The organism is Citrobacter sp. S46_ASV_140, from assembly GCF_018919545.1.
In the GTDB taxonomy this organism is placed as follows: Bacteria; Pseudomonadota; Gammaproteobacteria; order Enterobacterales; family Enterobacteriaceae; genus Citrobacter; species Citrobacter braakii.
The window spans coordinates 17,484-31,603 of sequence record NZ_JAHLRC010000049.1; the positions used below are offsets into that span (position 1 = coordinate 17,484).

13 protein-coding genes and 1 tRNA gene are annotated in these 14,120 nt (G+C 53.4%); 9 read left to right on the plus strand and 5 right to left on the minus strand.

Annotated features, from left to right (window positions below; all coding sequences use genetic code 11):
• The first annotated feature begins 153 nt into the window (after window positions 1-153).
• The 9 genes from proV (at window position 154) to emrB (ending at window position 9,506) form a co-directional block, all read left to right on the plus strand.
• Complete coding sequence (gene proV, locus KQJ19_RS13815) at window positions 154-1,356, plus strand: glycine betaine/L-proline ABC transporter ATP-binding protein ProV (protein WP_016157301.1); 1,203 nt, start codon at window positions 154-156, stop codon at window positions 1,354-1,356.
• A complete protein-coding gene (gene proW, locus KQJ19_RS13820; RefSeq protein ID WP_016157302.1) occupies window positions 1,349-2,413 on the plus strand; it encodes a glycine betaine/L-proline ABC transporter permease ProW in 1,065 nt (354 codons plus the stop codon). The genes proV and proW overlap by 8 nt, the downstream gene beginning before the upstream one ends.
• 68 nt (window positions 2,414-2,481) lie before the next feature.
• Window positions 2,482-3,477 (plus strand): glycine betaine/L-proline ABC transporter substrate-binding protein ProX, encoded by a 996-nt coding sequence (gene proX, locus KQJ19_RS13825; RefSeq protein WP_216403762.1) that lies wholly within the window; start codon window positions 2,482-2,484, stop codon window positions 3,475-3,477.
• Window positions 3,478-3,656: 179 nt separating this feature from the next.
• Complete coding sequence (locus tag KQJ19_RS13830; RefSeq protein ID WP_216403764.1) at window positions 3,657-4,841, plus strand: MFS transporter; 1,185 nt, start codon at window positions 3,657-3,659, stop codon at window positions 4,839-4,841.
• Between the two features lie 122 nt (window positions 4,842-4,963).
• The gene (locus KQJ19_RS13835; RefSeq protein WP_019077531.1) at window positions 4,964-5,701 is read left to right on the plus strand and encodes an AzlC family ABC transporter permease; all 738 of its coding nucleotides are present in this window, start codon (window positions 4,964-4,966) and stop codon (window positions 5,699-5,701) included.
• Window positions 5,691-6,026 carry an L-valine transporter subunit YgaH gene (gene ygaH, locus KQJ19_RS13840; protein WP_016154157.1) on the plus strand — a complete coding sequence of 112 codons (336 nt, stop codon included), beginning with the start codon at window positions 5,691-5,693 and terminating at the stop codon, window positions 6,024-6,026. Before KQJ19_RS13835 ends, ygaH begins: the two co-directional genes overlap by 11 nt.
• A gap of 90 nt (window positions 6,027-6,116) precedes the next feature.
• Window positions 6,117-6,647 carry a multidrug efflux transporter EmrAB transcriptional repressor EmrR gene (gene emrR / locus KQJ19_RS13845; protein ID WP_003037300.1) on the plus strand — a complete coding sequence of 177 codons (531 nt, stop codon included), beginning with the start codon at window positions 6,117-6,119 and terminating at the stop codon, window positions 6,645-6,647.
• Window positions 6,648-6,778: 131 nt separating this feature from the next.
• Entirely contained in the window at window positions 6,779-7,951 is a 1,173-nt protein-coding gene (emrA, locus tag KQJ19_RS13850) for a multidrug efflux MFS transporter periplasmic adaptor subunit EmrA (protein WP_047499459.1), read from the plus strand.
• Between the two features lie 16 nt (window positions 7,952-7,967).
• The gene (emrB, locus tag KQJ19_RS13855; RefSeq protein ID WP_016154159.1) at window positions 7,968-9,506 is read left to right on the plus strand and encodes a multidrug efflux MFS transporter permease subunit EmrB; all 1,539 of its coding nucleotides are present in this window, start codon (window positions 7,968-7,970) and stop codon (window positions 9,504-9,506) included.
• An 847-nt stretch (window positions 9,507-10,353) separates the two neighbouring features.
• Here the strand turns inward: emrB and luxS are convergent.
• The 5 genes from luxS to KQJ19_RS13880 all read right to left on the minus strand — a co-directional run bounded on the left by luxS (window position 10,354) and on the right by KQJ19_RS13880 (window position 13,869).
• Window positions 10,354-10,869, minus strand: coding sequence for an S-ribosylhomocysteine lyase (gene luxS, locus KQJ19_RS13860; RefSeq protein ID WP_016154160.1), 516 nt, complete (start codon window positions 10,867-10,869; stop codon window positions 10,354-10,356).
• A 149-nt stretch (window positions 10,870-11,018) separates the two neighbouring features.
• Window positions 11,019-12,575: a glutamate--cysteine ligase gene (gene gshA / locus KQJ19_RS13865; protein WP_016154161.1), complete on the minus strand. Its 1,557-nt coding sequence runs from the start codon at window positions 12,573-12,575 to the stop codon at window positions 11,019-11,021.
• Window positions 12,576-12,652: 77 nt separating this feature from the next.
• Entirely contained in the window at window positions 12,653-13,081 is a 429-nt protein-coding gene (locus KQJ19_RS13870; protein WP_003839664.1) for a YqaA family protein, read from the minus strand.
• Complete coding sequence (yqaB, locus tag KQJ19_RS13875; RefSeq protein WP_049270940.1) at window positions 13,078-13,644, minus strand: fructose-1-phosphate/6-phosphogluconate phosphatase; 567 nt, start codon at window positions 13,642-13,644, stop codon at window positions 13,078-13,080. Before yqaB ends, KQJ19_RS13870 begins: the two co-directional genes overlap by 4 nt.
• 148 nt (window positions 13,645-13,792) lie before the next feature.
• A tRNA-Arg gene (locus tag KQJ19_RS13880) sits at window positions 13,793-13,869 on the minus strand.
• Between the last annotated feature and the right edge of the window lie 251 nt (window positions 13,870-14,120).

Genomic DNA, 14,120 nt, shown 5'->3' on the forward strand with positions numbered 1-14,120 from the left:
ACGGGAAGTCCCGCCACATGGCCTTCGGCAATATTCGTACCACAAACAAATTCAGGGTTGTCTCAGATTCTCAGTATGTTAGGGTAGAAAAAGGTCACTATTTCCATCAGGTAATATATCGATATAAACAAATAACAGGAATCATTCTATTGCATGGCAATTAAATTAGAAGTTAAAAATCTCTATAAGATATTTGGAGAGCATCCGCAGAGAGCCTTCAAATATATTGAAAAAGGACTTTCAAAAGAGCAGATTCTGGATAAAACAGGGCTATCGCTTGGCGTTAAGAACGCCAGTCTGGCCATTGAAGAAGGCGAGATATTTGTCATCATGGGATTATCCGGTTCGGGTAAATCCACAATGGTACGCCTTCTCAATCGCCTGATTGAACCCACCCGCGGGCAAGTATTGATTGACGGCGTAGACATCGCCCGGATATCCGATGCTGAGCTTCGCGAGGTGCGCAGAAAAAAGATTGCGATGGTTTTCCAGTCCTTTGCCCTGATGCCGCACATGACGGTCCTGGACAATACGGCATTCGGCATGGAATTAGCCGGTGTTGGCGCGGATGAACGTCGTGAAAAAGCGTTAGATGCGCTGCGTCAGGTTGGTCTGGAGAATTATGCTCACGGATACCCGGATGAACTTTCCGGAGGGATGCGCCAGCGTGTGGGCCTCGCCCGTGCATTAGCCATTAACCCTGACATTTTATTAATGGATGAGGCCTTTTCTGCCCTCGATCCGTTAATTCGTACCGAGATGCAGGATGAACTGGTAAAACTACAGGCGAAACATCAACGTACCGTGGTCTTTATTTCCCACGATCTCGACGAAGCTATGCGTATTGGCGACAGAATTGCCATTATGCAAAACGGTGAAGTGGTCCAGGTCGGCACGCCAGATGAAATCCTGAATAATCCGGCCAATGATTATGTACGCACCTTCTTCCGCGGCGTTGATATTAGCCAGGTCTTTAGTGCCAAAGATATTTCACGTCGTAGCCCTGAAGGTTTAATTCGTAAAACGCCCGGGGTCGGTCCACGTTCAGCGCTGCAATTATTGCAGGACAAAGATCGCGAATATGGTTACGTGATCGAGCGCGGCAATAAATTCGTCGGCGTTGTCTCTATCGACTCTTTAAAAACAGCATTAAGTCAGGCGCAAGGTATTGAAGCGGCATTGATCGATGAGCCGCTAGCCGTGGATGCACAAACTCCTCTCAGCGAGTTGCTTTCTCATGTCGGCCAGGCCCCGTGCGCGGTGCCGGTTGTTGATGAGGAACAGCAGTATGTGGGCATTATTTCAAAACGCATGCTGTTACAGGCTTTAGATCGTGAGGGGGCAAACAATGGCTGATCAAACCAATCCGTGGGATACCACACCAGCGGCCGACAGTGCCGCACAAACCGCCGATGCCTGGAGTACGCCATCAGGCGCGCCAGCTGACGGCGGTGGCGCAGACTGGCTGACCAGCGCACCCGCGCCGGCGCCAGAGCATTTCAATATTATGGATCCGTTCCATAAAACGCTGATCCCGCTGGATAGCTGGGTCACAGAAGGGATCGACTGGGTCGTTACCCATTTCCGTCCGGTCTTCCAGGGCATTCGAGTCCCGGTGGATTATATTCTCAACGGCTTCCAGCAGCTTCTGTTGGGTATGCCAGCCCCGGTGGCGATTATCCTGTTCGCTCTGATTGCCTGGCAGATTTCCGGCGTTGGAATGGGCGTTGCTACGCTGATTTCATTGATTGCAATCGGGGCCATCGGCGCGTGGTCGCAGGCCATGATCACCCTGGCGCTGGTACTAACCGCGCTGCTGTTCTGCGTGGTGATCGGTCTACCCATGGGGATCTGGTTGGCGCGCAGTCCACGGGCGGCAAAAATTGTTCGTCCGCTGCTGGACGCCATGCAAACCACACCGGCGTTCGTCTATCTGGTGCCGATCGTCATGCTGTTTGGTATCGGCAACGTCCCGGGCGTGGTGGTGACGATTATCTTCGCCCTGCCGCCAATCGTGCGTCTGACCATTCTGGGGATTAACCAGGTGCCAGCCGACTTGATTGAAGCCTCGCGCTCATTTGGCGCCAGCCCGCGTCAGATGCTGTTTAAAGTCCAGCTCCCGCTGGCGATGCCTACCATTATGGCCGGGGTCAACCAGACGCTGATGCTGGCGCTCTCAATGGTCGTCATCGCGTCGATGATCGCCGTCGGCGGACTGGGTCAGATGGTTCTGCGCGGAATCGGTCGTCTGGATATGGGGCTTGCCACCGTCGGCGGGGTTGGGATCGTGATCCTCGCCATCATTCTCGACCGCCTGACGCAGGCTGTCGGTCGCGACGCCCGTAGCCGTGGTAACCGTCGCTGGTACACCACCGGTCCCGTTGGGCTTATCACTCGCCCATTCACGAAGTAATTCACCCGTTGCCCGGTGGCGCATTGCTTACCGGGCCTATACGTCCCTCCAATAATTAAGGAACAACGATGCGACAGAACGTCATTATTGCCACAGCGTTTGCCACCCTTGTCTCCACCAGCACTTTCGCTGCCGATCTGCCAGGCAAAGGCATCACTGTACAGCCAATCCAGAGCACTATCTCTGAAGAATCCTTCCAGACGCAACTGGTCGCCCGTGCGCTGGAGAAACTGGGTTATACCGTTAACAAAACAAGCGAAGTTGACTACAACGTCGGCTATACCTCCATTGCCTCTGGCGATGCAACTTTTACCGCTGTGAACTGGCAGCCGCTGCATGATGATATGTATGCCGCAGCGGGCGGAGACAAAAAGTTCTATCGCGAGGGGGTATTCGTTACGGGTGCCGCGCAAGGTTATCTGATCGATAAAAAAACCGCTGAGCAGTATAAAATCACCAACATTGCCCAGTTAAAAGATCCGAAGATCGCCAAAATCTTTGATACCAACGGCGACGGAAAAGCAGACATGATGGGCTGCTCGCCGGGCTGGGGCTGCGAAGCGGTGATCAACCACCAGAACAAAGCCTTCGATCTGGAAAAAACCGTCGAGGTCAGCCACGGTAACTATGCGGCGATGATGGCTGACACCATTACCCGCTTTAAAGAAGGCAAACCCATTCTTTACTACACCTGGACACCGTACTGGGTGAGCGACGTTATGAAACCGGGTAAAGATGTGGTCTGGCTGCAGGTGCCGTTCTCTTCCCTGCCAGGCGAGCAGAAAGACATTGATACCAAGCTGCAAAACGGCGCCAACTACGGCTTCCCGGTGAACACTATGCATATTGTCGCCAACAAAGCCTGGGCGGAGAAAAACCCGGCTGCGGCGAAACTGTTTGCCGTCATGAAGCTGCCGCTGGCGGATATCAACGCGCAGAACGCGATGATGCACGACGGGAAAGCATCTGAAGCCGACGTGCAGGGTCACGTTGACGGCTGGATCAAAGCCCACCAGCAACAGTTTGATGGCTGGGTGAAAGAAGCGCTGGCTGCGCAGAAATAACCCCCTCGTAGGCCTGATAAGCGTAGCGCCATCACACCAATGCCGGATGGTGGCGCGATGCGCCTTATCCGGCCTACACGCCCTCCTCCCAACCGCACAATCCATCACCCAACAAATCAGCAACATTTAATCACTTACGTTATGATTGTTTTCTGCAACCCATTTTTCAGTTGAAAACCATGACGAAAACCACTCAGGGACTTAGCTCTTCGCTGATCCTGTTAATGTCTATCGCCACCGGCCTCGCCGTCGCCAGTAACTATTACGCGCAGCCGCTGCTCGACACCATCGCACGTAACTTTTCGCTATCGGCCAGTACCGCTGGCTTTATCGTCACCGCGGCCCAGCTCGGCTATGCCGCCGGCCTGCTGTTTTTAGTACCGCTTGGCGATATGTTTGAACGTCGGATGCTGATCGTCTCCATGACGCTGTTAGCGGCAGGCGGCATGCTTATTACCGCCAGCAGCCAGTCGCTGGGCATGCTGATCCTCGGCACCGCCCTGACCGGGTTGTTCTCGGTAGTGGCACAGATTCTGGTTCCGCTGGCGGCGACGCTTGCCACGCCGGATAAGCGCGGTAAAGTTGTCGGCACCATTATGAGCGGCCTGCTGCTGGGTATCCTGCTGGCGCGCACCGTGGCGGGATTACTGGCCAATCTTGGCGGCTGGCGCACCGTATTTTGGGTCGCATCGATATTAATGGCGCTGATGGCGATTGCGCTGTGGCGCGGCCTGCCGAAGATGAAATCAGATACTCATCTCAACTATCCGCAACTGTTAGGCTCCGTATTCAGCCTGTTTATCCATGATAAATTGCTGCGTACCCGCGCGATGCTGGGCTGCCTGACCTTTGCCAATTTCAGTATTCTCTGGACCTCTATGGCGTTTTTGCTCGCCGCGCCGCCGTTTAACTACTCCGAAGGAACGATCGGGCTGTTTGGCTTGGCAGGGGCCGCAGGGGCGTTAGGCGCGCGTCCGGCAGGTGGTTTTGCCGATAAGGGAAAATCACATCTCACCACGACCACAGGTCTGTTATTACTGCTGCTCTCCTGGTGGGCTATCTGGTTAGGGCATAGTTCCGTACCAATGCTGATTATCGGTATCCTGGTCCTGGACCTCACCGTTCAGGGTGTGCATATCACCAACCAGACGGTTATCTATCGCATTCATCCGGACGCGCGTAATCGCCTGACCGCCGGATACATGACCAGCTATTTTATTGGCGGGGCGGCAGGTTCGCTGATTTCGGCCTCCGCCTGGCAGCATGCCGGTTGGGCTGGCGTTTGTCTGGCCGGTACGACCGTTGCCCTACTCAACCTGTTGGTCTGGTGGCGAGGATATCACCGTCAGGAAGCCGTAAATTAAGCATATAGCGTATGTTTACCGCTGATTGGGCTCCGCAGGGTGTTAAGGAGCCCATCAGTCTGCTAAGGTTATAACTCATTGAACCAAGTTATATTAATTTCGGTAATGAAACCTATAACCCTATGGAAAGCCCGATATCCCAGTCTGAACCCAGTTCTGCGACGCTAACTGAAGGATTCAAAGACAGCCTGCCAATAGTCATCAGCTATATTCCGGTCGCTTTTGCATTTGGTCTCAATGCCACTCGCCTTGGCTTTACTCCGGTTGAAAGCGTGTTTTTCTCCTGCATTATCTATGCGGGAGCCAGCCAGTTTGTCATCACCACAATGCTCGCCGCAGGCAGTTCTTTGTGGGTCGCCGCACTGACCGTCATGGCCATGGATGTACGCCATGTTTTGTACGGACCTTCCCTGCGTAGCCGAATAGCCCAGCGACTGAGCAAACCCAAAAGCGCGCTGTGGGCCTTTGGCCTCACCGATGAAGTCTTTGCCGCCGCCACGGCGAAGCTGGTACGGGATAACCGGCGCTGGAGTGAAAACTGGATGATCGGCATTGCGCTATGCTCCTGGGCCTCCTGGGTGTTTGGCACGGTGATCGGCGCGTTTTCCGGCAGTGGTTTACTCAAGGATTACCCGGCAGTTGAAGCGGCGTTGGGCTTCATGCTCCCGGCGCTGTTCATGAGCTTCCTGCTCGCCTCTTTCCAGCGTCAACAAGCACTTTGTGTAACTGCAGCACTGGCCGGCGCGCTGGCTGGCGTCATGCTGTTTTCCATTCCTGCCGCCATCCTTGCAGGCATTGTCTGCGGATGTCTGACGGCTCTTATCCAGTCATTTTGGCAGGGAGGTCCCGATGAGCTATGAGGTCCTGCTGCTTGGCCTGTTGGTCGGCTGCGTTAACTACTGTTTTCGTTATTTGCCGCTCCGTCTTGGAGTGGGGAATGTTCGCCCGACGAAGCGCGGCGCGACGGGCATATTACTCGACACCATTGGCATTGCATCAATTTGCGCCCTGTTGGTGGTGTCTACCGCGCCAGAAGTGATGCACGACTCTCGTCGGTTCGTGCCTACGCTGGTGGGGTTTGTCATACTGGGCGCAAGCTTCTATAAGACCCGCAGCATCATCATTCCAACCTTACTGAGTGCTCTGGGCTATGGATTAGCCTGGAAAATGCTGATTGTCTTATAGATAAAAACAATCATTTTAAATAAATAATACATTTACTTTATTTGTCACTGTCGTTACTATATCGGCTGAAATTAATGAGGTTATACCCAAATGGATAGTTCGTTTACGCCCATTGAACAAATGCTAAAATTTCGCGCCAGCCGCTACGAAGAGTTCCCTTATCAGGAAGTGCTTCTGACTCGTCTATGCATGCACATGCAGGGCAAGCTGCTGGAAAACCGCAATAAGATGCTGAAAGCTCAAGGGATTAACGAGACATTGTTTATGGCGTTGATTACGCTGGAGTCTCAGGAAAACCACAGTATTCAGCCTTCTGAACTGAGTTGCGCGCTTGGCTCGTCACGCACTAACGCAACCCGCATTGCGGATGAGTTAGAAAAACGTGGCTGGATCGAACGTCGCGAAAGCGATAACGATCGCCGCTGTCTGCATCTGCAATTGACCGAGAAAGGCCACGCATTTTTGCAAGAGGTGTTACCGCCTCAGCATAACTGCCTGCATCAGCTTTGGTCATCTCTCAGCACCACCGAAAAAGATCAGCTTGAGCAAATTACCCGTAAACTTCTGACCCGTCTTGACCAGATGGAGCAGGATGGCGCGGTATTAGAAGCGTTGCGCTAACGCGCCGACTCGCTCAGAAATCCAGATTTATAACTGAAAAAACCGACAGGCCAGCACGCATACTGCTGGCCTGTCTGATAAACAGGTCGGCTCAGCCGATGTGAAAAAAAAAGAAGATCGTGGAGAACAACATGAGCGCAAATGCGGAGACTCAAACCCCGCAGCAACCGGTCAAGAAGAATGGCAAACGTAAAAGTATGCTGCTCCTTCTGACCTTGCTCTTTATTATCATTGCCGTGGCATATGGGATTTATTGGTTTTTAGTACTGCGTCATGTCGAAGAGACAGACGATGCGTACGTGGCAGGGAACCAGGTTCAAATCATGGCGCAGGTATCAGGCAGCGTGACGAAAGTCTGGGCTGATAACACTGACTTTGTAAAACAAGGCGATGTGCTGGTCACCCTCGACCAGACGGACGCAAAGCAGGCATTTGAAAAAGCCAAAACTGCGCTGGCTTCCAGCGTGCGTCAGACGCACCAGTTGATGATCAACAGCAAGCAGTTGCAGGCAAGCATTGAAGTGCAGAGAACCGCGCTGGCGCAGGCACAAAGCGACTTTAATCGCCGTGTCCCGCTGGGCAACGCCAACCTGATTGGCCGCGAAGAGCTGCAACATGCGCGTGATGCCGTCGCCAGCGCTCAGGCTCAGCTTGATGTCGCTATCCAACAATATAATGCCAACCAGGCGATGATTCTCGGCAGTAAGCTGGAAGACCAGCCAGCCGTGCAACAGGCGGCCACTGAAGTGCGCAATGCCTGGCTGGCGCTGGAACGAACCCGAATCGTCAGCCCAATGACTGGCTATGTTTCCCGTCGTTCCGTGCAGCCGGGAGCGCAAATTAGCCCGACCACGCCGCTGATGGCGGTCGTTCCAGCCACTAACCTGTGGGTGGATGCCAACTTCAAAGAAACACAGCTCGCGCACATGCGTATCGGTCAACCGGCGACCGTTATCAGTGATATTTACGGCGATGACGTGAAATATACCGGTAAGGTTATCGGGCTGGATATGGGTACGGGCAGCGCCTTTTCCCTGCTGCCAGCACAAAACGCGACGGGTAACTGGATCAAAGTCGTCCAGCGTCTGCCGGTGCGTATTGAACTGGATGCACAGCAGCTGGCGCAGCATCCGCTGCGTATCGGTTTATCTACGCTGGTTACGGTAGATACCTCAAATCGTGACGGACAAATTCTGGCAAGCCAGGTTCGCACCACGCCGGTATCAGAAAGTAATGCACGGGAAATCAACCTTGCTCCGGTCAATAAGATGATCGAAGAGATCGTGCAGGCCAACGCGGGCTAATTCAAAGGTGCGTGTGATGCAACAGCAAAAACCGCTGGAAGGCGCGCAGCTCGTCATTATGACGATCGCGCTGTCCCTGGCGACATTCATGCAGGTGCTGGACTCCACCATTGCTAACGTGGCGATCCCCACTATCGCCGGGAACCTCGGCTCTTCACTGAGCCAGGGAACCTGGGTGATCACCTCATTCGGGGTGGCGAACGCTATCTCGATTCCGATCACCGGCTGGCTGGCAAAGCGCTTTGGCGAAGTAAGGCTATTCATGTGGTCAACTATCGCCTTCGTCATTGCGTCATGGGCATGCGGGATGTCCACCAGCCTGAACATGCTGATTTTCTTCCGCGTAATCCAGGGGATTGTCGCCGGTCCATTAATTCCGCTGTCACAAAGCTTGTTGTTGAATAACTATCCTCCCGCCAAGCGTTCCATCGCCCTGGCGCTATGGTCGATGACGGTGATTGTTGCCCCGATATGTGGCCCTATTCTTGGGGGCTATATCAGCGACAACTATCACTGGGGCTGGATATTTTTCATCAACGTGCCAATCGGTGCTGCGGTGGTATTGATGACTCTGCAAACCCTGCGCGGTCGGGAAACCAAAACCGAGCAGCGGCGCATCGATGCCATTGGTCTGGCCCTGCTGGTCATTGGTATCGGCAGTTTGCAGATTATGCTCGACCGCGGCAAAGAGCTGGACTGGTTCGCCTCTCAGGAGATTATCATCCTGACGGTGGTCGCCGTTGTCGCCATCAGCTTCCTGATCGTCTGGGAGCTTACCGACGAGCACCCCATTGTCGACCTCTCACTGTTTAAGTCGCGCAACTTTACCATCGGCTGTCTGTGTATCAGTCTGGCCTATATGCTCTACTTCGGCGCAATCGTCCTGCTGCCGCAGCTGTTGCAGGAGGTATACGGCTATACGGCAACCTGGGCCGGTCTGGCGTCAGCGCCGGTTGGGGTGATTCCGGTGATCTTATCGCCGATTATCGGCCGCTTCGCGCACAAGCTTGATATGCGTCGGTTAGTCACGTTCAGTTTTATTATGTACGCCGTCTGTTTCTACTGGCGTGCGTGGACGTTCGAACCGGGTATGGACTTTGGCGCATCGGCCTGGCCACAGTTTATTCAGGGGTTCGCGGTAGCCTGCTTCTTTATGCCGCTGACGACTATCACGCTGTCCGGCTTACCGCCTGAGCGTCTGGCCGCGGCATCAAGTTTGTCGAACTTTACGCGAACGCTAGCCGGCTCTATTGGCACATCAATTACGACGACGATGTGGACTAACCGCGAGTCACTTCACCATGCGCAGTTAACGGAATCCGTTAATCCTTACAATCCAAACGCGCAGGCAATGTACGATAAGCTGCAGGATTTAGGGATGACGCATCAGCAAGCGTCAGGCTGGATAGCCCAGCAGATCACCAATCAGGGGCTGATTATTTCCGCCAACGAAATCTTCTGGATGTCGGCGGGGATCTTCCTGGTCTTGCTTGGCCTGGTGTGGTTTGCCAAACCACCCTTCGGTGCGGGCGGCGGCGGCGGTGGCGCGCACTAAATATCTGATAAAAGGGATCTGCGGATCCCTTTTTTATTGCCCCCTAGGAGTAATGCTTGTTAGTTAACGAGGATGAGTGGCACATACAGAGGTAATGAATCTGTTGCCTCCGGCGTATTGCTACGTTCACCTTATGTTTGTCACTTCTCTGAGGCAATACGACCTGTGAACGTGTTAAGGGTACTATCGCCGTACCCTTAACAATCCCGGCTCCCGGCGGGAAAATTGCCGCTCCGCGGTCCCCTCCGTTTATTCCTCCAGGCTACCGGGCCGGGCGCGAGGCAGCGTCCCTGCAAAACGCGCCCTGAACCCGCATCCCTGCGGGTTCTCCCGGCCTTACGGAAACACGTCGACAATTTTCAGCCGGACCAGCCCACACCTGACCACCTGCGTTTTTTATCTGAACAGCAAAACAGACTTAACTGGAAGTCAGTGCGTTGCAGCGATGACCCCGGTCCGGCTGAAAATCGATGAGGCGTTGACGGCTGACCGGGTCTGCCCGCAGGGATGCGGGCAGAGGGGACGGCCTGCAGGGACGCAGGCCCGGCCCCGACCCGACAGGCAGACGGCATAAGACGAATGAATCGCGCAGCGACGATTTTCCCGCCGGGAGCCTGGGTTGCAAGGGAGGCGGCGGTGAGCCTCCCTTGCGCGTTCACGGGTATCTGCGCTTCAGAAAAGTGATGCCACTGAGGTGAACGGAACCCTGAGCCGAAATCACATGTTCTCCATAATGCTTAACTGACTGGCATTACCTACCAGGGAGGTGGTTTAGGGGGAGGGGCAATAAAAAACCCCGGTTATAAGCCGAGGTTAATTTAAATGCTGGAACAACTAATCAGTATGACTAAATATGCAGTTCCTGCAGTTTCTCTTTCGGCAGCGCCAGCTCTTCATTGCTGTTAACGCGTACATCATGCTCCAGAATATGACGTGCGATATCCTGTGCTTCGCTAAGAGAGTGCATCTGATACGTGCCACACTGGTAAACGTTCAGCTCCGGGATCTGGTTTTGATCCTGCACTTTCAGCACGTCCGCCATCGCCGCTTTCCACGCGTCGGCAACACGCTGCTCGTCTGGCGTACCAATCAGGCTCATGTAAAAGCCAGTGCGGCATCCCATCGGAGAGATATCGATAATCTCCACGCCGTTGCCGTTGAGGTGGTTACGCATAAAACCTGCAAACAGGTGTTCCAGCGTGTGGATACCTTTCTCAGGCATCACTTCTTTGTTCGGAATGCAGAAACGCAGATCAAACACGGTGATTGCGTCGCCATGCGGGGTGTTCATCGTTTTTGCAACCCGGACCGCGGGAGCTTCCATCCGGGTGTGATCGACAGTAAAACTATCTAACAACGGCATTTAGCCACCTCCGATAAATTTTTTGAAAATAATCTGAACTCTTTGTTCCGGGGCGAGTCTGAGTATATGAAAGACGCGCATTTGTTATCATCATCCCTGTTTTCAGAGATGAAATTTTGGCCACTCCCGAGTGGCCTTTTTCTTTTGTATCAAGCGTGCTTTTCCAGCCACACGCTAAACGGCTCAGTATCAGCCGCTTCGATCTCCTGCTGACGACGCTTTGAAGCCTCGGTTTCAGCAATAAATTCCGCTTCCTGCAATATTTCTAACGGCTCTTCACGCAGCAGATTTCGGTAAGCCTCACCCAGCGCTTTACCCGTGCCGCCAATGCCTTCATCAATCATAGACCGTAGGATCCGGGCAGAGAAAGTCAGTTCTGGGTTGTCAAAACAGGCAACCAGTTCATCACAGACCTTTTGATACTCCTCTCCCCCATCGATGCTGTCCAGCGTTTGTGCCACGCGTTTCAGATCACGGAACAGATCTTTCCCTACCTTAGGCAACGGGAACTGGGCTGTTTCACAGCCAATACCTAACGTCAGTCCAGGCTTACGACCTTCGAGAATCACCCGATTCCAGTTTTTACGCGTACACAGCAATTCATCGCTGCTCATTTCCGGGGCATCGGCCAGCGCACACCAGACCATAAACAGATCGAGGAAGCGCACCTGCTGCTCGTCCACGCCGATCGGTGAGAACGGGTTGATATCCAGCGAGCGAACTTCGATGTACTCAATACCGCCACGCAGAAGCGCGTCAGAAGGCGTTTCGCCACGACGAGTGACGCGTTTCGGGCGAATAGGCGCATACAGCTCATTTTCAATCTGCAGAACGTTGCTGTTGATTTGCAGACGCTTACCGTCCTTCTCCAGACCGATCGCCGCGTACTCCTCGGAAGGGGTTTTAATCGCGCGCTTTAATCCTGCCACATACTCATGCAAATCGTTAAACGTAATTCCGAGATTGCTTTGCGACTTATTGGTATAGCCCAAATCACTCAGACGCAGCGACGTCGCATACGGCAGGTAATACATCCCACAGTCGGTTTTTTCAAACGGCAGGGTTGTCGGTTTTCCTTGCAGGAAAGAGGAACAAATGGCCGGAGAGGCGCCAAACAGATACGGGATCACCCAACCAAAACGGTAGTAGTTGCGGATCAGACGGAAGTAACCCGCGGAGATCTTCTCTTTAGCATCTTCGCCGTCCGTTACGCCACATTTCGCCTGCCAGAAAGCCATCGGCAATGAGAAATTGTAGTGTACGCCGGAGATAGTCTGCATCAGCGCGCCGTAACGGTTTTTGAGGCCTTCACGGTACAGCGTTTTCAGACGACCGGTATTCGACGTACCGTACTGTGCCAGTTCGATATCCTGGCCTTCGGCAATATAGCAAGGCATGCTCAGCGGCCACATACGCTCGTCGCCCAGGTTCCTGGCGGTATACCGATGCAGGTCGCGCATAAATGTGAGCATTTTCTCAATGTCGTCGCCTGGAGGCGTAATAAACTCCAGCAGCGCTTCGGCAAAGTCAGTGGTTATCCATTTATGCGTTAGCGCTGAGCCTAACACCTCAGGATGGCCTGTCGTTGCTAATGACCCATCTGCATTAACGCGCAGCGTTTCGCGCTCCAGCCCACGTTGAATCCCCTTTAACGCCTGAGGATGGTTTTCCAGCCAGGCCAGCGCCTGTGATACGTCCGGGATCAAATTGACCTCCCGCCTGTCAAAATCGTTTTAATTAGCATAATGGTATTGGTTACCCTGAAGGCTATCTCACAACACAATTAGTGCCACCACATAATGCCTTGCGTCGTAACCGCTGCGACAACTACATAGCGCAGCGCCTTGCCAAGGCATAAGAAAAAAAGTACTGGACCCCACGAGATGCGCATCCATCCAGCTAACAGGCACAGTAAATCACCCACAACCGGCATCCAGCTTAATAATAGTGTGACAGCGCCATAGCGCCGCAGCCAGCCAGTGGCTTTTTCTTGCCAGCGCGATGTTTTACGCAATGGAAAGAAACGCCCAAGGATAACGTTAGTTAACCCTCCAAGGCTATTACCCATTGTTGCTGTTAAGACTAAGACCCAGGGATGACTTATCCCAGAGACCAGCAAAGCAACTAAAACAACTTCAGAATTGCCGGGTAATAGCGTAGCGCTGAGAAAACTGCTGGCAAACAGTGACAGGAGCGATAGTCCATCACTCACAATAACCGGACATCCACCGCGTCCATTCCTGCGGCACGCGCCGCCTGCAGTCCAAAATCGGCATCTTCAAACACGACACAGCGCGCCGGAGCAACACCCATACGTTCGGCACAGAGCAAAAACGTATCAGGAGCAGGTTTATGGTGTTGTACGTGATCGGCTGCGACTACAGCATCAAAATAGCGACGCAGCCCAAGGTGTGCGAGCAGAGCTTCCGCAATCGCGCTTTCACTCCCCGTACCTACCGACATAGGACGACGACCATGCCAGGCTTTCACGACGTCAACCAATGGCAAAGGCTGGACGCTATCCAGCAGCATGCTTCTCACCTTGTCGGTTTTTTCACGCGCCAAGGCATGAGGGTCAAGATCGGCATGATTCAATTCAATTACCGACTGAGCAATACGCCACGTTGGGGAGCCATTGAGGGCGACCATGGCTTGTTCATCAAAACGTAACCCATAATGCCCCAATACCTCATGCCACGCCTTACGGTGCGTTGGCTCGGTATCCAGGATGGTGCCATCCATATCAAAAATCAAACCCGCATAACGTTCGTACATCGTCTTCTCACAAGCCGAATGACCAGACGTTATTTTATCGTAATTGATTGATTTTGTCGCTGACAGCGAATTAAGGGGTGTTCCGGGAGTATGTGGAAATGATTCAAAGGAGAGAAGATGGTGCATCCGGGAGTTATCTCGGAGAAGATGGTGCATCCGGGAGGATTCGAACCTCCGACCGCTCGGTTCGTAGCCGAGTACTCTATCCAGCTGAGCTACGGATGCATCAGGGAAACTTGCTTTACTGCAGACTTGATGTCGCTGCTAAAGCGCTATCAAGTAAGATGGTGCATCCGGGAGGATTACTCGGCTGCGCCTCGCCCTGCGGGCCGTTACTGAAGCAACGTTATCCTCCCTGGTGCTTGCGATTATCTCGCAGACCATGAAACAACAGTTTTACTGTTATCTCGGAGAAGATGGTGCATCCGGGAGGATTCGAACCTCCGACCGCTCGGTTCGTAGCCGAGTACTCTATC